22 protein-coding genes and 2 riboswitches are annotated in these 21,336 nt (G+C 35.7%); of the genes, 16 read left to right on the top strand and 6 right to left on the bottom strand.

The genetic code is table 11. From position 1 onward, the window contains the following. Positions 1-78: 78 nt before the first annotated feature. The 6 genes from phoU (at position 79) to glcK (ending at position 5,677) form a co-directional block, all read left to right on the top strand. Entirely contained in the window at positions 79-735 is a 657-nt protein-coding gene (phoU, locus tag PSR14_RS22320) for a phosphate signaling complex protein PhoU (RefSeq protein WP_000251231.1), read from the top strand. A gap of 378 nt (positions 736-1,113) precedes the next feature. Then, entirely contained in the window at positions 1,114-3,468 is a 2,355-nt protein-coding gene (locus PSR14_RS22315) for a sugar phosphate nucleotidyltransferase (RefSeq protein ID WP_098487084.1), read from the top strand. A gap of 69 nt (positions 3,469-3,537) precedes the next feature. Continuing rightward, a complete protein-coding gene (gene rpmG, locus PSR14_RS22310) occupies positions 3,538-3,687 on the top strand; it encodes a 50S ribosomal protein L33 (RefSeq protein ID WP_001265616.1) in 150 nt (49 codons plus the stop codon). Between the two features lie 104 nt (positions 3,688-3,791). Continuing rightward, a complete protein-coding gene (locus PSR14_RS22305) occupies positions 3,792-4,370 on the top strand; it encodes a 5-formyltetrahydrofolate cyclo-ligase (RefSeq protein WP_001206419.1) in 579 nt (192 codons plus the stop codon). A gap of 103 nt (positions 4,371-4,473) precedes the next feature. After that, positions 4,474-4,674 (top strand): YqgQ family protein, encoded by a 201-nt coding sequence (locus PSR14_RS22300; protein ID WP_000949156.1) that lies wholly within the window; start codon positions 4,474-4,476, stop codon positions 4,672-4,674. Positions 4,675-4,693: 19 nt separating this feature from the next. Then, entirely contained in the window at positions 4,694-5,677 is a 984-nt protein-coding gene (gene glcK / locus PSR14_RS22295; protein ID WP_000391706.1) for a glucokinase, read from the top strand. A gap of 80 nt (positions 5,678-5,757) precedes the next feature. Here the strand turns inward: glcK and PSR14_RS22290 are convergent, their stop codons facing one another. Then, a complete protein-coding gene (locus PSR14_RS22290; protein WP_000524853.1) occupies positions 5,758-5,931 on the bottom strand; it encodes a DUF2759 domain-containing protein in 174 nt (57 codons plus the stop codon). Between the two features lie 170 nt (positions 5,932-6,101). On the opposite strand from PSR14_RS22290, the gene PSR14_RS22285 reads away from it, so the two are divergent. Both PSR14_RS22285 and PSR14_RS22280 read left to right on the top strand, forming a co-directional pair. After that, on the top strand, positions 6,102-6,731 hold the full coding sequence (locus PSR14_RS22285; protein ID WP_000871248.1) for an MBL fold metallo-hydrolase: 630 nt from the start codon (positions 6,102-6,104) through the stop codon (positions 6,729-6,731). Between the two features lie 9 nt (positions 6,732-6,740). After that, positions 6,741-7,853: a class I SAM-dependent methyltransferase gene (locus tag PSR14_RS22280; protein WP_000525121.1), complete on the top strand. Its 1,113-nt coding sequence runs from the start codon at positions 6,741-6,743 to the stop codon at positions 7,851-7,853. A gap of 143 nt (positions 7,854-7,996) precedes the next feature. Here PSR14_RS22280 and PSR14_RS22275 read toward each other — a convergent pair whose 3' ends face one another. From PSR14_RS22275 to metI, 4 genes are all read right to left on the bottom strand, one after another. Next, positions 7,997-8,287, bottom strand: a complete 291-nt coding sequence (locus tag PSR14_RS22275; RefSeq protein WP_000894375.1) for a metalloregulator ArsR/SmtB family transcription factor — start codon at positions 8,285-8,287, stop codon at positions 7,997-7,999. A gap of 433 nt (positions 8,288-8,720) precedes the next feature. After that, on the bottom strand, positions 8,721-9,233 hold the full coding sequence (locus PSR14_RS22270; protein ID WP_098487083.1) for a cysteine hydrolase family protein: 513 nt from the start codon (positions 9,231-9,233) through the stop codon (positions 8,721-8,723). Between the two features lie 158 nt (positions 9,234-9,391). Further along, on the bottom strand, positions 9,392-10,555 hold the full coding sequence (metC, locus tag PSR14_RS22265) for a cystathionine beta-lyase (RefSeq protein WP_000122291.1): 1,164 nt from the start codon (positions 10,553-10,555) through the stop codon (positions 9,392-9,394). Next, positions 10,552-11,664: a cystathionine gamma-synthase/O-acetylhomoserine thiolyase gene (gene metI / locus PSR14_RS22260; protein ID WP_000103875.1), complete on the bottom strand. Its 1,113-nt coding sequence runs from the start codon at positions 11,662-11,664 to the stop codon at positions 10,552-10,554. Before metI ends, metC begins: the two co-directional genes overlap by 4 nt. A gap of 93 nt (positions 11,665-11,757) precedes the next feature. Next, positions 11,758-11,867: riboswitch (SAM riboswitch) on the bottom strand. A 203-nt stretch (positions 11,868-12,070) separates the two neighbouring features. Next, a riboswitch (SAM riboswitch) is annotated at positions 12,071-12,180 on the top strand. Between the two features lie 70 nt (positions 12,181-12,250). Here metI and PSR14_RS22255 point away from each other — a divergent pair. The 6 genes from PSR14_RS22255 (at position 12,251) to PSR14_RS22230 (ending at position 19,948) form a co-directional block, all read left to right on the top strand. After that, on the top strand, positions 12,251-14,083 hold the full coding sequence (locus tag PSR14_RS22255; protein WP_000770344.1) for a bifunctional homocysteine S-methyltransferase/methylenetetrahydrofolate reductase: 1,833 nt from the start codon (positions 12,251-12,253) through the stop codon (positions 14,081-14,083). Continuing rightward, the gene (gene metH / locus PSR14_RS22250; RefSeq protein WP_061185680.1) at positions 14,083-17,481 is read left to right on the top strand and encodes a methionine synthase; all 3,399 of its coding nucleotides are present in this window, start codon (positions 14,083-14,085) and stop codon (positions 17,479-17,481) included. The genes PSR14_RS22255 and metH overlap by 1 nt, the downstream gene beginning before the upstream one ends. An 18-nt stretch (positions 17,482-17,499) precedes the next feature. After that, on the top strand, positions 17,500-18,558 hold the full coding sequence (gene murG, locus PSR14_RS22245; RefSeq protein WP_000724753.1) for an undecaprenyldiphospho-muramoylpentapeptide beta-N-acetylglucosaminyltransferase: 1,059 nt from the start codon (positions 17,500-17,502) through the stop codon (positions 18,556-18,558). 96 nt (positions 18,559-18,654) lie between these two features. Beyond that, positions 18,655-18,915 carry a DUF3966 domain-containing protein gene (locus PSR14_RS22240; RefSeq protein ID WP_000817964.1) on the top strand — a complete coding sequence of 87 codons (261 nt, stop codon included), beginning with the start codon at positions 18,655-18,657 and terminating at the stop codon, positions 18,913-18,915. A 90-nt stretch (positions 18,916-19,005) separates the two neighbouring features. Beyond that, positions 19,006-19,380: a nucleoside 2-deoxyribosyltransferase gene (locus tag PSR14_RS22235; protein ID WP_076868286.1), complete on the top strand. Its 375-nt coding sequence runs from the start codon at positions 19,006-19,008 to the stop codon at positions 19,378-19,380. 79 nt (positions 19,381-19,459) lie between these two features. Next, positions 19,460-19,948 carry a hypothetical protein gene (locus PSR14_RS22230; protein ID WP_000764274.1) on the top strand — a complete coding sequence of 163 codons (489 nt, stop codon included), beginning with the start codon at positions 19,460-19,462 and terminating at the stop codon, positions 19,946-19,948. A gap of 36 nt (positions 19,949-19,984) precedes the next feature. Here PSR14_RS22230 and PSR14_RS22225 read toward each other — a convergent pair whose 3' ends face one another. Next, positions 19,985-20,296, bottom strand: a complete 312-nt coding sequence (locus PSR14_RS22225) for a hypothetical protein (RefSeq protein WP_001093243.1) — start codon at positions 20,294-20,296, stop codon at positions 19,985-19,987. A gap of 254 nt (positions 20,297-20,550) precedes the next feature. Here PSR14_RS22225 and PSR14_RS22220 point away from each other — a divergent pair, with 254 nt between their 5' ends. Then, positions 20,551-20,766: a DUF3912 family protein gene (locus PSR14_RS22220; RefSeq protein WP_001008331.1), complete on the top strand. Its 216-nt coding sequence runs from the start codon at positions 20,551-20,553 to the stop codon at positions 20,764-20,766. Positions 20,767-20,853: 87 nt separating this feature from the next. After that, positions 20,854-21,261 carry a hypothetical protein gene (locus PSR14_RS22215; protein WP_000877912.1) on the top strand — a complete coding sequence of 136 codons (408 nt, stop codon included), beginning with the start codon at positions 20,854-20,856 and terminating at the stop codon, positions 21,259-21,261. The last annotated feature ends 75 nt before the right edge of the window (positions 21,262-21,336 follow it).

Genomic DNA, 21,336 nt, shown 5'->3' with positions numbered 1-21,336 from the left:
CTATCTTAAGGTTTATTATAAGTAGGCTAGGTAGGAGAGTTATATATAGTGGCACATAATATTGAGGGGGAAGAAACAATGGTACGAGAACAATTTCAATGTGATTTAAAAACGTTACAGCAAAAGGTGATTGAGCTTGGTGAACTAGCGAGAGAAGCTTTATTGCTTGCTATGGAAGGGCTCCATAAAAAGGATGTAGAGAAAGCGTTAGAGGTAATAGATGGTGATTATCGTATGGATAATTTAGAAGAGGAAATAAATGATCTTGCGCTTATGCTCATTACGAAGCAGCAACCTGTAGCAAGTGATTTAAGAAGGATTTTCATTTCAATTAAAACAGCGACAGATTTAGAACGGATTGCAGATCATGCTGTTAATATTGCGAAATCAACCATTCGTCTCGGGGAAAAAGACGTGTCTGTTAGTTTGCACAATCTTGATGAGATGTTTGCGATTGCAAATAAGATGTTACAGTTAGCGCTAGATGCATATGAGCAAGAAAATTTAACTTTTGCGAAGCAAATTGCCGAAATGGATGATTCTGTTGATGAAATATATGGGAAAGCGATTCGTGAATTTATATCTTCAGTTCCAGAACAACCAGAAGCAATTACACAAATTACACAATTATCCTTTGTAGCGAGATATATCGAACGTGTAGCAGACCATATTACAAATATTGCTGAAAATGTTTTTTATTTAGTAAAGGGAAAGCATTACTTATTAAATGAATAAAGAAAAAAGCAGGTGAAGCATCACCTGCTTTTTTTAGTCAAAACATGACAAAAAAAGCTCGTTGTTTCCTTTAGTTTATGATGATAAGATGTATCATAATATAATGGAAAAAATAGGGCGTATATGTTATTCGCTTATTAAGTAATATTTTAAAAGTTAATAGTAAGCGCTTTCTTAAGTTGTTGAAAGGTGAATGTATATAAGGGGAACTTTACTGCCTGTCGGCCCGATTGGTCAAGGCTAATAATCAGTAGGGGATGAAGAAAACCCCACTGATTAAAGTTTCACTTTATTTTATACTGCTAGTTAATGCTGGGTAGATAATATACATATCGTATATGAAGTTACTGAACATTATATAAGTGGAGGCTGAAGTATATGAAGGGGGTTATTTTAGCTGGAGGAAAAGGACGACGCCTTAGACCATTAACATGTAATACTCCAAAGCCGATGTTGCCATTATTAGAAAAGCCAGTTTTAGAATACAACATTGAATTATTGCGTCAGCATGGTATACGTGAGATTGCAATTACTGTTCAGTATATGAGTACAGCTATTAAGCAATATTTTGGTGACGGTAGCAAATGGGGCGTTAACTTGTACTACTTTGAAGACTCTCCACCGCTTGGAACTGCAGGGAGTATTAAACAAGCGGAAAAATTTTTGGATGAACCGTTTGTTGTCATAAGTGGGGATGCGTTAACTGATTTTCAATTATCAGAAGGAATTACGTTTCATAAACAAAAGAAAAGAATGGTAACTATGTTTGTAAAGGAAGTAGAAAATCCACTCTCATTTGGTTTAGTTGTAATGAACAAAGAACAAGAGGTTACACGATACATAGAAAAACCGAGTTGGAATGAAGTAGTCTCTAATATTGTGAATACAGGTATATATATTATGGAGCCAGAAATTTTTTCTTACATACCGCCCCGAGAATTTTTTGATTTTAGTCAAGATGTGTTTCCGTTATTGGCAAATAAGAACACATTATTTGCATATTTGTCAGAAGGTTACTGGTTAGATATCGGTACATTTGATCAATATCGACAAGCACAATTTGATTTGTTAACGAAAAAATTGCAAGTACCTATCCCATATACGGAAGTATTACCGATGGTATGGATGGGAGAAGGGGTAACGATTGGAAAAGGAACGAAAATTCACGGTCCTTCTTTTATTGGTGAAGGAGCAAGAATTGGTGCTGGATCTGTAATTGAGCCATACTCTATTATCGGGAAAAATAGTGTTGTTTCAAGTTATTCTCATCTTCAAAAGAGTATTATTTTTGCAAATGCGCACATTGGGAAATATTGTGAGTTACTAGAAACGACAATAGGAGAACATACAATGGTGGAAGATGATGTTACATTGTTTCAAAAAAGCATTGTAGCGGACCATTGTCATATAGGGAAAAGTACGGTAATTAAGCAAAAGGGAAAACTATGGCCATATAAGGCGATTGATAGTCATTCGGTAGTAGGATCGGCTGGTGTTCAAGAAAGTGAGAAGAGTGCAGGATGGTTGCAAAAAAGCCGCATTGTAGGAAGAGGTAATGTGGAGATTACACCTCAATTTATTGTAAAGGTTGCGATGGCGTACGGATCTCTTTTTACAAAAGGGGAAAGTATATTAATCGGGAGTCAAGAACATATAGAAACGACTTCTTATAAAAATCTTTTTCTTCATGCAATTCATGGTATTGGGATTCATACGATGGAATGCAAAGAAATGAACGAATCACTTTTTCAGTACAGCATTCAAGATTTGCAATGTGCGGGCGGGGTTTTCATTCAAGCGGAAAAAGAAAAAGAGATTGTTATAAAGTTGTATGGTAAGGATGGGGCACAGTTAACGTATAAGCAGCAAAAAGCGATAGAACAAGTGTATATGTCTGAGTCGTTTTATTACGTATGTGAGAAGGAAATGGGGCGGAATAAGCTAGTACACGTTTCTTTACATAATTATATAGAGGCTGTATTAGAGCGTATTGATATTGAGAAAATAAAAAAACAGAAGTTCCATCTTCTTATTAATAAGAGAAATGATATGTTACAACATTTGCTTATGCTCTTTTTGCAAAGACTCGGATGCACAGTTACGTGGATTTATGCGGGCGAACAAAAGGATCATGTGAAAGCTTTAATGAAATCAAGTAAAGCAAATATGGCGCTTATGTTTTCAGAGCAAGGAAATTATTTCGAGTTATATGATAATCATAGTAATATTTACCAAGGGACGGATTTTGAAGAGATTGATATTCCAGATTTATTACTGGAATCGGCAGGAAATATTTACCCAATGTCTTTGAAATTAGGAGAATGTTATCTTCTATTTTATACGCAGGATGAAAAAAAATCGTTTCAAGCGAGATGGAAGCGAGATATTTTATATCGAATTGGAAAATTATTCGAGTTAATAGCATTGCAGGGAAAAACCTTTCTCAGCATAGTAGAGCAATCCCCGCCGCTTTATTTACTTTGTGATGAAGTTGTATGTTCGTGGAATGAAAAAGGGAAGGTGATGAGGAAATTATTGGCTGATATCGAAAGGAAGGAAGAAGGCATATTTGAAGGAGTACAGTTCAAATATACCGAAAAGGAGTGGTCTTATATCGTTTCTGACACAAAACAACCGAAATTTTTAGTGTATTCACATGCTAGAAACCCAGTAATAGCAAGGGAAAACATGAAAAATCTTATAGAAAAAATTAGACAATATCAAAAGGTGTAGAATTTTTATTTTAAAAGTGGTATTATAGTATAGTCTGATTTAAGTTATTAGTACTGGAGGGAAATAAGAATGCGTGTGAATATTACTCTAGCATGTACAGAATGCGGAGATCGTAACTATATCTCAAAGAAAAACAAACGTAACAACGCTGAGCGTATCGAGCTTAAAAAGTATTGCAAGCGTGACAAGAAGTCTACGTTACACCGTGAAACAAAGTAAGCAGTAGGAATATTTTCCTACTGTTTCTTTTTTTATTCGATTCCTCTCTTAAAAGTGATACACTATCATCGTAGAGCAAAGTATCACTGTGAGGGGGAAAATGTGTGAGAGAAGAGAAACTACGTTTACGTAAACAAATAATAGAGCACATGAATTCTTTATCAAAAGAACGGTATACAACTTTATCAGAGCAAATTGCATTTTCGTTGTATGCACAAAAAGAGTGGACTGAAGCTAAAACAATTGGAATCACTCTTTCAATGGAAAATGAAGTGAATACATATCCTATTATCGAAAAAGCTTGGGAAGAAGGAAAGAAAGTTGTTGTTCCGAAATGTAATAAAGAAACAAGAACAATGTCCTTTAGGCAAATTAGTAATTTTGATCAATTGGAAACAGTGTATATGAATTTACGTGAGCCAATTCCAGCGCTTACGGAAGAAGTGAATGCAGATGAAATTGACCTTCAAATTGTACCAGGTGTAGCTTATACAGAGCGAGGAGAACGGATTGGATATGGTGGTGGCTATTATGATCGTTATCTCATGCATTATAAAGGGAAAACGCTATCATTAGCTTATAGTTTTCAAATGGTAGACCATATTCCAATAGAGCCGTTTGATAAAAATGTAGAAAAAATTATTACAGAAAAAGGAACAATGGTTAAAAATGGGCTTGTATAGACAAATAAAAATTGACGAGACTTTTTCTTCTTGATTATAATAAAATATGTGAACGTTTTCTTATTATAATTTTTTATAGTAAGTGAGCATAGAGGGTGATGAAATGTTATCTATATATGATATTCAGCAATTGCTAAAGAAATTTGGTACGATTATTTATACGGGAGATCGAATTGCAGATTTACAATTAATGCAAGATGAATTGCGTGAATTAAATCAATCACAGCTAATCGATTCACAAGACTATCAAACAGCTTTATTTTTATTGAAGCAAGAAATTCAAAAAGAGCTAAATAAGAATTAGATAAAGGTAGGTAAGTAACATGGAAGAGAAATGGTTAGTTGGTGTTGACCTTGGTGGTACAACGATTAAATTAGCATTTATTAATGTATATGGTGAAATTTTACATAAGTGGGAAATCCCTACGAATACAAATGAGCAAGGAAAACATATTACACTTGATGTAGCGAAAGCTATTGATAAAAAGTTAGAGGAGTTAGGCGAATTAAAAAGTAAGTTAATCGGTATTGGTATGGGAGCTCCTGGCCCTGTACACGTGGCGTCTGGAATGATTTATGAAGCGGTTAACTTAGGATGGAAGAACTATCCGTTAAAAGATTTATTAGAAGTAGAAACAGGATTACCTGTTGTGATTGATAATGATGCGAACTTAGCAGCGCTTGGTGAAATGTGGAAAGGTGCTGGTGAAGGAGCAAAAGATTTAATTTGTATGACGCTTGGCACTGGTGTTGGCGGCGGTGTAATTGCCAATGGAGAGATTGTACACGGCGTAAGCGGTGCTGCTGGTGAAATCGGACACATTACAGTCGTTACAGAGAATGCTTTCCCATGTAATTGTGGGAAGTCTGGTTGCCTAGAAACTGTAGCATCTGCAACAGGTATTGTGCGTGTTGCTATGCAAAAAATACAAGAGACTGATAAAGAAAGTATTCTACGTTCTATGTTAGCAGAAGAAGGACGTATCACATCAAAAGACGTATTTGAAGCACATGGACAAGGTGATGAACTAGCAGGCGAAGTAGTAGAAAAGGTAGCTTCTTATTTAGGATTAGCTGTAGCGAACCTTTCTAGCACGTTGAACCCAGAGAAAATCGTTATTGGCGGAGGCGTTTCTAAAGCTGGAGATGCACTTTTAGAACCAATTCAACGCTATTTTGAGCAATATGCTTTCTCACGTGCTGTAAAGAGCACGAAGTTAGCTATTGCAACACTTGGTAATGATGCAGGTGTTATCGGAGGAGCTTGGCTTGTAAAAAAGCACAAATACGAAGCGAAGATGATATAAGTTGTGAAGTATGAAAAGAGGAAGGGGAAACCCTTCCTCTTTTTGTGCGAAATCTTGATGAAGACGAGCATGTAAATGAATTAAGCTGCTGGTGGGTACCCGTTATATAGAACAGTCATGATTGTAAACCATCCGAAAACGAGTACAGTTGCAATTGCAAAGCCGCCCGCGAGAAAATTCTTTTCGCGAAGTGTTCTAAGCGTAGCAAATACAGCTAACAGAGTGACAAGCGTAAAAATAATAACAAGGCCCATACAATATCCTCCTCTGTCTACCCATTCCTTAATATGAGTTTTTGGAATATTTACTCTTTTATATTGTACATGTTTTAAAAATGATTGTCGAGATAGCATCCTTTCTTTTCCTAAGAGAAAAAAATGTTGTATCATTGAAAGTAAGTTTAATAATTGGAGGAGATTTTCATATGAAATGGATACAAATGCCGTTAGGCCCATTACAAACAAATGCTTATATTTTAACGAATGAGCAAAATGAGTGTATTATCTTTGATCCTGGTCACGAAGGAGAGAAGCTCGTTACATATTTACAAGAAGAACAATTAAAGCCACTGGCTGTTTTATTAACACATGCTCACTTTGATCATATTGGTGCTGTTGATGCGGTAAGAGACGCTTTTCATATTCCTGTGTACGTACATAAAGAAGAAGCAGATTGGTTAGGCGATGCAACTGTAAATGGTTCTCAAATCTTTATGATGAATCGCAGCATTACAGCAAAACCAGCAGATCATATTATTGATGCAGAAGGTGCATTAGCAATTGGTTCATTTAACTTTGAAATTTTTGAGACACCAGGACATTCTCCAGGCAGTATTTCTTATTACTGTAAAGAGGCGAATGCTGTATTTTCTGGAGATGTATTATTCCAAATGAGTATTGGAAGAACAGATTTACCTGGTGGAAGTTTTGCAGAGTTGATTGGAAGTATTGAAGAGAAATTATTTGTATTACCTGATGAAACAGCGGTGTTATGTGGACATGGTCCAGAAACAAGCATTGGTTTTGAAAAAGAAAATAATCCATTTTTACAGTAAGGAGCTAGTATGGGGATGGAGCTCATTTTAAAAGAATGGATGGAAAAAGAAAAGGATTATTCAATTTCATACAGTACATATATGAACCTCGCATTATATGCAGAGGAACATGGATATTATATGAAAGAACGTGAAAAAATAGGAAGACAAGGGGATTTTTTTACAAGTAGCAACGTATCCTCTGTGTTTGCAAAAACTTTTGCTAAGTTTTTTATTCGTCTTGTTGAAAATGGTGAAGTTGCTCCACATATTTGTGAGATTGGTGGGGGGACAGGAAGGTTTGCCTATGATGTTTTACAAGAATGGAAGCAATTATCACCGGAAACCTTTATTGATTTAAACTATTCGATAATTGAAATGAGCCCTTTTCATAGAAAATTGCAGCAAAAGACTCTTTGTTCGTTTTCTAATGTGTCATATTATACGTCGCATAGTGAAATGGGAGAATCGTTCGAGGGGATTCTTTTTTCGAATGAGTTATTTGATGCATTTCCTGTTGAAGTAATTGAGAAGAGAAATGGAATATTGTATGAAGTACGTGTTACGTACACAGAGGAAGGGAAACTTGCAGAAGTATGTAGGCCGTTACATAAAAGAATTGGTCGATACTTATTGAAATATAATATTCATCTCGCTGAAGGCCAGCGTTTTGAAGTGCCAATTGCGATGGAAGAATATATAAAAGAAATTGCGAAATGGTTTCAACGAGGTGTATGTATTACAGTTGATTATGGATATACAAAAGAAGAATGGATGCATCCTGCACATCAAGAAGGTAGTTTACGAGGATATTACGAGCATAAATTAATTCGTAATCCTTTAGCGTATCCAGGTGAAATGGATCTTACTACTCATATTCATTGGGACGAACTGAAAGAAATGTTTAGCCTGCAAGGTATGAATATGGTATGGCATAAGAAACAATCTGAGTTTTTGTTAGCAGCAGGAATACTAGAGCTGCTTACGAATCATCAAGATCGGGATCCTTTTTCTGAAATTCAAAAACAAAATCGTGCAGTTCATTCTATGATTTTGAGCGGAGGGTTGGGGAGTGCATGTGATGTTGTTATACATACGAAACATATGCAACAGTTACACTTGGATCGGTATTTGAAAATATAAAAAACAAGACACAGCATAGTTCTGTGTCTTGTTTTTTAATACGACTTATGTAGCATCATATATTTCCTCTCATGATATATATTTATATTAAAGATATGAGATGAAAAATATAAAATACATCCTTTTTTTCTGTCTATGAGTCCCTAACCCAATAATACGCGAACGAGTTGAATAATTGTCTCGTTTTCTACTTTGTAATAAATTTCCAATCCTTTTCTTTCACTTGAAACGATTTTAGCACTTTTTAACTTTGCTAAATGCTGTGAAATTGTAGATTGTGGCATGTTTAAGCCAGTGTACATTGTAGAAACGTTGCTTGGACCGCGTTCAATTAATCCTTTTACAATACATAAGCGAACAGGATGAGCAAGTACTTTCAATAATTCTGCATTGCTTTCATATAGTTCTATTTCTTTTTGAAAGGTTTCTAACATGTTCTTTTCCACCTCCGTGTGAGCTGTTATACCATACTATACATACCAAAAAATTAAAGAAAAGAAAACAGTTGTTGCAGAAAAACATTCCTAAAGTAAAGAAATTGTAAGAAAAGAGACCCTGATGTAAATAAAGTAGATAATTTAGCACGGTTTTGTAAAATGACATTTTTGGGTGAAAATTTCGATGCGTTTTAAAAATTGAAAGATATAGATATATTTGTAACACAATTTTATCATGATTTTCCTATTCTTTCAAATGAATATACTAAATTTTTAAAATAATATGACAAAGGAATTGTAATGTTATATATAGAATATAAAACAGGTTAAAAGAAAAGAAGCCGAATGTAGTCAGCTTCTTTATGGTGAAAATGAAATGTTTGAATATAGCTGATAAATCTTAGAATTACCAAGATGTTAGTTATGTATTCTAGATTTCATCTTTCATCAATTTTAAAAATCTGTGGTTCCATATATTTTCATAAAAATCAATTGTCTCTTTTGCGGACATAAATGGATTATTTAACGTAGAGGTTGCTTTCTGGAACATGAAGTTTTCGTACCCTAGTCCATGGGCAAATTTAATCGTGGTATCCATACAGTACTCTGTTTGGGCACCACAAAATTCAATACGATGTACAGATAATTGATCTAAAATCTCTTTCAAGTTTGTGTTATAAAAAGAATTGGCATGTGTTTTTCTTACAAAAAAATCTTGTTTTTGAACATCTAAATCTGAATGAATAGCCCAAAGTTCTTTTTCAGGTACTAAATCATCATCACAATGTTGAACGAAAAGAATTGGTTTATTTGATTTTCTGTATGAAGAAATTCTTTTATTTACTTTTGCAAGTAAATTTTGTAAGTCAAATAAATGTTCTTCGCTATAACATACTCCATTTTGTAGATCGATAACGATTAAAATATCTGCACAAGTATCCATTATTTTTGCCCCTTTTTTACTTCTTAATATATCAATTAATTCATTACTTGGAAATGGGTGTACTCTTTCTTTTTTTATGAACTATACGAAAAGTAAAAAGTATAATCGAAAACATAAAAAGAAGATATGAAAATTTAATTTCATATCTTCTTTTCGCTCTATGCATTTACAGGCTCTTCTACATAAGAAAGGGCATTTTCAAAATCGGATATTAAATCGTCAACATTTTCAAGACCGACGGATAGCCGAAGTAATGAATTTGAAATCCCTCTTTCATCACGAGCTTCTTGCGATAGTGCTGCATGTGACATTTTAGCTGGGTAGGAAAGGATCGATTCGACAGCCCCTAAACTAACCGCAAAGACAGGTAATTTTACTTTTGATAAAAATTGGCGAAGTGCGTCTTCTGATTGTAAAGTGAAAGATAGGACAGCTCCTGCTGATGTAGCTTGAGATTGTTGAATGTTAAATCCAAGATGTGTTTGTAATCCTGGATAATAGACATTTTGAACTTTAGCGTGCTCTTGTAAATAGTGTGCAATTTTATTGGCATTAGCAGCTGAATGCTCAAGACGTACATGCAATGTTTTTAGACCACGAAGTACGAGAGAACAATCTTGCGGGCCTAGAATAGCGCCGAATGAATTTTGTAAAAAGCCAAGTTTTTGAGCGAGATCGGTATCTTTTACAACTGCTAATCCGGCAGTAACATCACTATGACCGGCAATGAATTTTGTGGCACTATGAAGAACGACATCAGCGCCAAGGTCAAGTGGTTTCTGGAATAGTGGTGTCAAAAATGTATTATCAACAAAAGTAAGGGCGCCAATAGATTTTGCAAGTTTAGAAACAGCACGAATATCTGTCACTTTTAAAAGTGGATTGGAAGGTGTTTCTACATAAAAGAGTTTTGTATTTGGCTTAATGTTTTGCTTTATTTCTTCTAAATTGGTCATATCAACAAATGTATGTGAAACACCGTAACGGGAGAGAACTTCAGTTATCATTCGATAAGTTCCTCCGTATACGTCTTCTGAAATGAGTACGTGATCACCTTGTGAAAGGAGGAGGAATGCAGTAGAAATCGCTGCAATTCCTGATGCGAAGGCAAATCCTTTTGTTCCGCCTTCTAATAAAGCAATGATGTCTTCAAGAGCTTCACGAGTTGGATTGCCTGACCTGCTATAGTCATATTTCCCGAACGTATCTACATCAAATTGGTGAAATGTTGATGTGTTATAGATGGGAACGTTAACAGCTCCTGTTTGCGAGTCATGTTTATATTGGTTGTGCAGTAAGAGTGTATCTATAGAATAACTCATATTCTTACACCTTCTTTTACAAGTTTAATGGCTTGCTTTAAGTCTTGAATTAAATCGTTACTATTTTCAATACCAACGGAAAATCGAAGAAGACGATTACATACACCGTTTGCTGTTCTAATTTCTTCAGGAATATCAGCGTGTGTTTGTGTTGCTGGATATGTCATTAAACTTTCAACACCACCGAGACTTTCGGCAAATGTAATTAAGGATAAAGATTGTAAGAATGGGTTAATCCATGTTTCATCTTTCAGACGAAACGAGATCATGCCGCCTCTTCCAGGATAAAATACATCTGTCACCCCATCCTCATCATTTAAATAAGCAACAACTGCTTTTGCATTTTCTTCATGTTGTCTCATGCGAAGCGCTAACGTTTTCATACCACGGATTAATAGCCATGAGTCAAATGGACTTAAGACCGCACCAGAGGCATTATGATAATGAGCGATTTCCTCACAAAGTTCCTTTCCTTTTGCAACGACAAGTCCGCTTAGTACATCGTTATGACCACCTAAATATTTCGTTGCGCTATGAAGTACAATATCGGCACCTTCTGTTAATGGCTGCTGTATATAAGGTGTGTAGAATGTGTTGTCTACAATAAGAAGTAGTCCGTGTCTTTTCGCTACAGTTGCAACAGCGGCAATATCGGTAACTTGCATTAATGGATTAGTTGGAGTTTCTATGAAAATAGCCTTCGTTTTCGTTGTGATGGCTTGCTCAATTTGTTTAATAGATTGTGTATTTACGTATCTACATCGAACGTTCCACTTTTTTTCGTGCTCAGAAAATAATCGATAAGTGCCACCGTATAAATCTTCAGAAACAATAAGTTCGTCTCCAGAGCGGAATAGGGAAAGGACAAGAAGAACGGCTGCCATCCCTGAACTACAGGCATAACCTTGTTCACCGCATTCTAAGTCTGCGATTGCCTGTTCTAATAGGCCGCGCGTTGGATTTCCAGTTCGTGAATAATCAAATCCAGTAGATTTACCAATTCCTTCGTGACGATAAGCAGTTGAAAAATAAACAGGTGGATTAACAGTTCCTGTTGTAGTTTCACTCCGGTTTCCGATTTGCGCTAATTTTGTTTCGATAGTTGACATGTGAAAATTCCTCCTTTTTAAATTGAACCATTAGTTGAATATAAAATAAAAAAGCCTTCTAAGAAGAAGGCTTTCGGTTTGAATAGAGTCTTCTTCTCATCTGTCAAATCTTTCACAATTTGCTGGAATTAGCACCTTATTAACAAATGTTAATGGTTGCTGAGGCGTCATAGGGCCAGTCCCTCTACCTCTCTAGATAAGAATGTTCGTATGAAATTTTATTATGTTTTTAACTTTACAACAAAAGATAATTGAATTGCAACTTTATTTTAAATAATTTTTATTTTTCCGCAAGTGTCATTGACTTTTGTATTTGTGCGTGCTAAATTTATAAAAAAATTAACAAACATTGTTAAAAGGGGAACGCATTTCCTTTTAGCTACATAAATAAAATAATAAAGACAAACTCTTATTGAGAGCGGTGGAGGGAAAGGCCCTGTGAAACCCGGCAACCTTCAAACGAAATGTTTGAAACGGTGCTAATACCTGCAAAACGAATGTTTTGCATAATAAGAGGAGGATCGATTATGTCCCCCTCTTCAAAGTGAAGAGGGGGTTTTTATATTGATAGAAATGAGGGAGATTTGTGAAATTACTAGATTTATTATCAAAAGGAATTGTAATAGGTGATGGTGCGGTTGGGACGTTATTACATTCACATGGTTTGCAAAGTAGTTTTGAAGAATTGAATATATCTGATCCAGATTTAATTGTATCGATTCATAAGCAATATGTAGCGGCTGGGGCAGATGTGATTCAAACAAATACGTACGGAGCAAATGAAGCGAAATTACGTATGTATGGATTAGAAAATCAAGTTACTGAAATTAATAGAGCGGCAGTAAAACTGGCGAAAGCATCTGTTACAGACAGAAATGCAATTTTAGGCACAATTGGTGGTATGAAACATATCGGGGCGGTTACGACAACTGATATGGAGCGAGAATTTATGTTACTGGAACAGGCAAGTGCATTATTAGAAGAACAGGTTGATGGACTGCTATTAGAGACTTTTTATGATGAGTTTGAATTACTTCATGCTGTCCAGGTGTTACGAAAAGAAACAAATATTCCAATTGTAGCGCAATTGGCGTTACATGAGGCGGGTACGACTCAAAATGGAAATGATGTAAATGAAATATTAAAACAACTTTTAGATTATGGTGCAAATGTTGTTGGATTGAACTGCCAACTAGGGCCACTTCATATGACGGAAGCTTTTAAAATGATATCGATTCCGAAAAATGGTTACTTGTCAGCATATCCAAATGCAGGTCTCCCAAATTATGTAGAGGGACGATACGTATATGAGGGAAGTCCAGCTTATTTTGAAGCGATGACACCGAAATTTATTGAGCAAGGTATTCGGTTATTGGGCGGTTGTTGTGGCACGACTCCAGAACATATTGAAAGTATGAAACGTGCTACTCTAAATGTTACGCCTGTAATAGAAAAGGATACGGTTCAAAGACCGAAAGTAGTTCATACACATGAGAAACGTTCAAAAGCTCATGTCACTTTAGCAGAGAAAGCAAAAAAACAAACGACCGTAGTAGTGGAATTAGATCCACCAAAAACGTTAGATACGCAGCGGTTTTTTGAAGGCGCAAGAGCATTGAAAAGAGCTGGAGCAGATGCTATTACTCTAGCAGATAATTCATTAGCATCGCCCCGTATCTCGAATATGGCAATGGGAGCATTATTAACGAAGCATGATATTCCGGTATTGACGCACTTAACATGTAGAGACCATAACGTCATCGGACTACAATCTCATTTACTAGGATTATCAGCGTTAGGCATGGAAGAAGTGTTAGCTTTAACTGGAGATCCAGCGCGCGTTGGTGATTTTCCAGGTGCCACTTCTGTATATGATTTGTCCTCTATCGAGCTCATTAAAATGATTAAAGAAATGAACGATGGGCGTTCCGTTTTAGGGAAATCCATTGGACCGGCAACAAGGTTTTCTGTGGGCGGTGCATTTAACCCGCATGTAAGACATTTAAAAGCAGCGGTTAAGCGAATGGAACGGAAAATAGATGCTGGAGCAGAATATTTCTTAACGCAGCCAATCTATGATATCGCGTTAATTGAAGAAGTGTATGAAGCGACAAAGCATTTAGAACAACCTATTTTTATTGGGATTATGCCATTAATAAGTAAACGGAATGCAGATTTTCTTCATTTTGAGGTGCCAGGTATTACTTTACCTGAAGCAGTAAGAGAGAGAATGGATGGACATGAAACGAAAGAGGCAGCAATTGAGGAAGGGATTCGTATTTCTCAAGAATTAATCGATGCGGCGATGAAATACTTTAACGGCATTTATCTTATTACACCATTTTTAAAATATGAAATTACAGAACATCTTGTTAAATATGTGAGAGAAAAGCAAGAAGTGAAAGAAGGTATTAATTGATGAAATGTATAGAAGAAAAATTACAAAATAACATCTTACTATTAGATGGTGCAATGGGAACGATGATCCAGCAAGAGGATTTAACTGCGGAAGATTTCGGAGGAGAGGAGTACGAAGGGTGTAATGAGTATTTAGTAGAAACAAGACCAGATGTTATTTTAAAGATTCATAAAGCCTATATTGAAGCTGGAGCGGATATTATTGAAACAAATACATTTGGGGCAACCAATATTGTACTAAGTGATTATGAGTTATCTCATTTAGACGAGGAGCTAAATGAGAAGGCAGCGCGTTTAGCGAAGCAAGCAGTCGAAGAAAGCGGGAAGGAAGTATATGTTGCGGGAGCAATGGGACCGACAACGAAAGCGATTAGTGTTACTGGTGGTGTAACGTTTGAAGAATTAATTGGAGCTTATACGCGGCAGGCAAGAGGATTGTTGAAAGGAGAAGTGGATGTATTACTCGTTGAGACGAGTCAAGATATGCGTAACGTGAAGGCTGCTTATATTGGAATTCAAGCGGCTTTTGATGAACTAAATACAGTTGTACCTATCATGATTTCGGGAACGATTGAACCGATGGGAACGACTCTAGCTGGGCAAACAATTGAGGCTTTTTACTTATCGGTAGAACATATGAAGCCATTATCTGTTGGATTAAACTGTGCGACTGGTCCGGAGTTTATGAGAGACCATATTCGTTCTCTATCTGATTTATCGGAGTGTTACATTTCTTGTTATCCAAATGCAGGTCTTCCTGATGAAGATGGACATTATCATGAATCTCCATCCTCGCTTGCCGAGAAAGTGAAGCGATTTGCAGAAGAAGGATGGGTTAATATTATCGGTGGTTGTTGTGGTACAACACCAGAACATATAAAAGCAATGAAATCCGCATTAACGTCTCTTAAACCTCGTGAACAGCAAGAGAGAGCGGGACATGGGGTTAGTGGATTAGAGGCACTGCAATATGATGACTCTATGAGACCGTTATTTGTTGGTGAAAGAACAAATGTTATTGGATCACGTAAATTTAAAAGATTAGTAGCAGAAGGGAAATTTGAAGAGGCTGCTGAAATCGCTAGAGCGCAAGTGAAGAAAAATGCTCATATTATTGATATTTGTATGGCAGACCCGGACCGCGATGAAATAGAAGATATGGAAAACTTCTTGGCAGAAGTTACGAAAGTGTTAAAAGTACCGATTATGATTGACTCAACAGATGAACATGTGATGGAGCGAGCTCTTACTTATATTCAAGGGAAAGCTGTTATTAATTCAATTAATTTAGAAGATGGAGAAGAGCGATTTAAAAAAGTGACACCGCTTCTTCGTAAATATGGTGCTGCAATTGTAGTTGGAACAATCGATGAAGATGGAATGGCAGTAAGTGCGGAAAGAAAACTAGAAATTGCGAAAAGAAGTTATGAGTTATTGACGACGAAATATGGTATACGCCCATCAGATATTATTTTTGATGCACTTGTATTTCCTGTAGGGACAGGTGATGAAGAGTATATTGGCTCGGCGGCTGCGACGATAGAAGGGATTCGCCTTATTAAAGAAGCATTACCAGAGTGTTTAACGATTTTAGGTGTAAGTAACATATCATTTGGTTTACCACCAGCTGGTCGCGAAGTGTTAAATTCCGTCTTTTTATATCATGCAACGAAAGCAGGGTTAGATTACGCGATTGTAAATACGGAAAAATTAGAGCGCTATGCGTCAATTCCTGATGAAGAAAAACGCCTTGCAGATGCATTGCTTTTTGAAACGACGCAAGAGACGTTGGAGAAATTTACAAACTTCTATCGCGTGGCAAAAAAGAAAGATGTTGTTGTCCAAGAAACATTAACACTTGATGAAAGGCTCGCAAATTACATTGTAGAAGGTACGAAACAAGGTTTACACGAAGATTTAAGTCTCGCACTTACAGAAGGAAGAAAACCTTTGGATATTATTAATGGCCCACTTATGACAGGAATGGATGAGGTAGGAAGATTATTTAATAATAATGAGCTTATCGTTGCTGAAGTATTGCAAAGTGCTGAAAGTATGAAAGCTGCTGTAAGTTATTTAGAGCCACATATGGAATCTAGCGATAGTGCGAAAAAAGGGAAAGTATTATTAGCAACTGTAAAAGGTGATGTGCATGATATTGGGAAAAATCTCGTTGAAATTATTTTAGCAAATAACGGATATGAGATTATTAATTTAGGAATTAATGTTCGCTCGGATCGAATTGTGCAAGAAGTACAAGAAAAGAAGCCTGATATTATAGGTCTTTCTGGTTTATTAGTAAAATCGGCTCAACAAATGGTAACGACTGCTGAAGATTTAAAAGCGGCGGATATTGATATTCCAATTGTTGTAGGCGGGGCAGCGTTAACGAGAAAGTTTACAGATAATCGCATTTCGCCATCTTATAAAGGGCTCGTATGTTATGCGAGTGATGCGATGACGGGGCTGGATATTATTAATAAGCTTCAAAAAGAAGAAGAGCGTGAGAAGATGAAGCAGGATAAAAAAGAACGTCATCTTCATATCGTAACAAAAGAAGAGAAGAAAGTAGAAATTCCAGCAGTAATTGAGCCATTACCGAAGGCTGAGGTTATCGTACCGGATTCAACAAAACGAATTGTATTAAGAGATGTTCCTGTTTCACATCTCGCGCCATTTCTAAATAGACAAATGCTGCTTGGACATCACCTTGGCCTAAAGGGAAGTGTGAAGAAACTTTTGCGAGAGGGAGATAAAAGAGCGCATGAATTAAATGATTTAATAGATGAATTATTGCAGGAAGGACAATCTTGGTTAAAACCGAAAGCAGTGTATCAATTTTTCCCAGCGCAAAGCGACGGACAGAATATTGTAATATATGATCCAGAAGATCATACGCGTGTTATAGAGCGTTTCACATTCCCAAGACAAGGAAAAGCACCATATCGTACTTTAGGTGACTATTTACGCCCAGTTGGAGATGAGATGGACTATGTTGCTTTCCTATCTGTTACGGTTGGAGAAGGTGTTCGTGACATTGCTGAAGAGTGGAAAGCGAAAGGTGATTATTTACGCAGTCATGCTATTCAATCGTTAGCGCTTGAACTAGCAGAAGGACTTGCTGAAAAAACACATATGCTCATTCGCGATCGCTGGGGGATTCCAGATTCGCCAGAATTGACGATGGAAGAACGCTTCCGTACGAAATATAGAGGGATACGAGTGTCCTTCGGTTATCCAGCATGTCCAGAACTCGCAGATCAAGAAAAGTTATTTCGCTTAATTCATCCAGAGGAAATAGGTATTTCATTAACGGAAGGATTTATGATGGAGCCAGAAGCGTCTGTAACGGCTATGGTATTTTCTCACCCCGAGGCAAGATATTTTAGTGTATTATAGTCTAGAAGGGGGAGACGTATGAAAAAAATAGTCTTTACAGGTGGCGGTTCGGCAGGGCATGTAACACCTAATTTAGCCATCATTCCACATTTACAAGAACAAAATTGGGATATTTCTTATATTGGTTCTCATCAAGGAATTGAGAAAACGATTATAGAAAAGGAAGGCATTCCGTACTATAGTATTGCGAGCGGAAAGCTACGCCGTTATTTTGATTTAAAAAATATAAAAGATCCTTTTCTTGTGATGAAGGGTGTTATGGAAGCGTATGTAAGGATTCGAAAACTAAAACCAGATGTAATTTTTTCAAAAGGTGGTTTCGTATCTGTACCAGTCGTAATTGGAGGATGGTTAAACAGGGTACCAGTTTTATTACATGAATCTGATATGACGCCAGGACTAGCAAACAAAATTGCGCTCCGTTTCGCTTCAAAAATATTTGTTACATTTGAAGAAGCTGCGAAACATTTACCGAAAGAAAAAGTAATTTATACAGGATCTCCTGTACGTGAAGAAGTACTAAAGGGAAATCGTGAAAAAGGTTTAGCATTTTTAGGTTTTTCACGTAAAAAGCCAGTTATTACAATCATGGGAGGAAGTTTAGGCGCAAAAAAAATTAATGAAACGGTTCGAGAAGCGTTACCAGAACTTCTGAAAAAATATCAAATTGTTCACCTTTGCGGAAAAGGTAATCTTGATGATAGTTTACAAAATAAAGAAGGATATAAACAATTTGAGTATGTACACGGAGAACTGCCAGATATATTAGCCATAACAGATTTTGTTATTTCACGTGCGGGCTCTAATGCCATTTTTGAGTTTTTAACATTGCAAAAGCCGATGGTTTTAATTCCACTATCGAAATTTGCAAGTCGTGGAGATCAAATACTAAATGCAGAGTCTTTTGAGAGACAAGGATATGCTTCCGTATTGTATGAAGAAGATGTGACTGTGAAATCTCTTATAAAGCATGTCGAAGAATTAAATCAAAATAATGAAGTGTATAGAACAGCTCTAAAAAAATATAATGGAAAAGAAGCAATTCAAACAATCATTCAACATATTTCAGAGGCATGATGAAACAATCATGCCTCTTTTAGTAGGATGAAAGATTCCAAGAAACGGTGTTTTTATGTTACAATAGCAAATGGATTAGTAGGGAAATTCCAATTAATGAAGCGTGAAAATACGAATGGATTAGGAGTGACTGTGTTGGAGCTAAGTCTCTATGAAAATACTGCACTTATTATATGCTTTGTGTTGTACGTTGGTAGTGTTATTGTTTATATTTCAAGGAAGTTTTCGCAAGAAAGAGAGCTTGAAAAATCAGAAATAACAGCTGAACTAGAAATGTTAGCTGATGAAAGTTATAAAAAACAAAAAATAAAAGAAGACCATGAGGCATCCCATCATTTAAACGCAAATAAGTTTTAAAGATGGGGATTTTTTTTGAAGTCGTTTTTTATTATATAGCAAGTAACGCTAAAAAGGAGTTTCCCGTATATAAAGAAGGGGTGTATAGAAATGAATTTTTATATCGCTTCAGGATTCCAAAATAAACATCTTGTAAGTTCTATAGCAAATGAACTGAAATATGCAGGATGGCACCATACATATGATTGGACAAGAAACGAAAGAGCTGTGAATCAAGAGCAATTAAGAGAAATTGGTCAGGCAGAAAAGAATGCTATTAAGGAAGCGGATATATTTTTACTTATATTAGATGGCGGAAACGGGAGCCATACAGAGTTTGGAATGGCGATCGCGTTAGAGAAAAATATATATGTATATCATGAAGGAAATCCGCTCCAAACAACGTTCTATCATTTGCCAGAAATAAATATTTTTGAAGGAGATGCAGCAGAATTTGCATCTTATGTTATGAATCATGTGAAATAATAGTAACTATCTAAAAGGTTATAAAAGTGATCTTTTGGGTACAGTGATGATAAGAAACATATATAAAGGAGTACATAATATGAAATTAGAAAATGGATGGGAAACGAGCTTTTTAGAAGTCGTACAAAATAGCGAATTTAAGAAAGAGGCACTTCTTAGCCAATTACTTTTTGCAGATAGTGAAGAAGTTGAGGAGCTTGTAGATGATTATGGTTATGAAGAAATCATTGACCGCGAACATGATGATGAATTAGCTCATATTTTAGGAGAAGAACTTTTTAGTGAGATGGAACGACACGTATTCTTATCTTCACAGTCAGAAGAAAAACTTATTTCATTCGTAAATGGATTAGGTTTTCATGTGTTAGATTGGATCGTTCTTCTTGAAACAGAATTTGGCATCGATAGTGCACACTTTACGTCGGATGCTGTGAAAATGTTAGAAAAGCGTTTCAGACAATTTCCATACATAGAAGATAAAACAATTTTTGACATGACATTTGGAGAAGCAATGGATGTATTAGAGTCTATTACAGGATTACAACTGAAAGAAAAGATGAATGTATAATGTAAAAAAAGAACGTGAGACTATCACGTTCTTTTTTTACATTATAATAATTTTATCATCTAGTTTCGTTTGTCCGCTAAGAAGTGCGTTTAAATATTCCACTTTTCTTATACAGGCTTGTATATGTCTTTCAACCTCTTGTAACTCTGCTTGGTGATGCGTTTCAATAGGATGAATTTGTACGTTGAATTTTTCAAATTGACTACTATATGTTATTTCTGCATAGCCGCTCATAATATCTGTTTCGTTATGAAATAAAAATTGCTTCGTTTTGTCACAGAATGATACATTCTGAAAGCCATATACTTTTAATGCTTCAATTACTTTTTTTATCATTTTTGTATTCATTTTTTTTAACCCTCTTTACGAAGTTCTACTTATACATTATAACATAAAAAATTACATAGAAAGCGCTTCCAAGTGTATTTTATTATAAACTTTACGTTTCAATCACAAAAATGAAACAAAGAAAAAATAATTGTAAAGAAGGAAGGACTCTTTTATTGTTTCGTCATATATATAGAGAAATAGTGCAATGAAAGGAAATTTTCCGAGGTGGAGATCGTATTTCCAATTTGAGCGCAGTAAAAGAGGTGAAGATCTTGAACTTTGATATTGTAGGACAAAAAGCATATATAAAAGATGGACCGCATCGGAACCGAATTGGAATTGTAAAGAAAAACGAGACAAAATTAGAATCGCAGTTTGCTATTGTAATTGGAGAACAAATCATTGAGGTAGAGCTAAAGGATATCGTGTTAGTTGGAGTAGACGTAGGACAATTTCATAAATGGTGCGAACAAAATGGTTATTTGTGAAAAGGACGGGCTGTGAGATAATGAAGTATATGTGAGGAAAGAGAATATGTTATTGTATTCTCTTTTTCTATGTGTAAGGAGACGGAGATGAAGTATACAGAACGAGATTTTACATTGGAGTTAAAAGAGAACATTCAATGCATGGAGAAGGAAATAGAGAGAATAGCATTTAAACTTTTTAAAGATTATTCACATTTGTACATAGAAAAAAACATGGAATTATTTATAGAACTCATCAGAGATAAAGAAAATCCTTTTGAAACAGGATATTCTTCATCAATTTCGATAGCTGTATTAGATGAAGAAGGAAAGATGGTTGAATTTTATACAGTTCCTATCTGGGAATGTTGTAGTTATTTTTTAGGAGTACCGCTTCCAATAAGGTTTTGGGGAAGTAAGTTAAGTGGTGAACTTGTTGATGAATCTTATTGTGAGATAGAGGAGGAGTTAAAGGAGCGGTTGGAAGAATTTTTACAGTTTGCGGGTGAGGAATAATAGTTAATCTGTAGTTTATAATTAATAGTTATTAAAAAAATGAAAAACGGTGTAATTTCTTTATATCTGTACATA

It is taken from the genome of Bacillus sp. A01H (genome assembly GCF_045277205.1).
In the GTDB taxonomy this organism is placed as follows: Bacteria; Bacillota; Bacilli; order Bacillales; family Bacillaceae_G; genus Bacillus_A; species Bacillus_A paranthracis.
The sequence above is the reverse complement of the archived record's forward strand: the minus strand, read 5'-3'. Positions and strand labels throughout refer to the sequence as shown.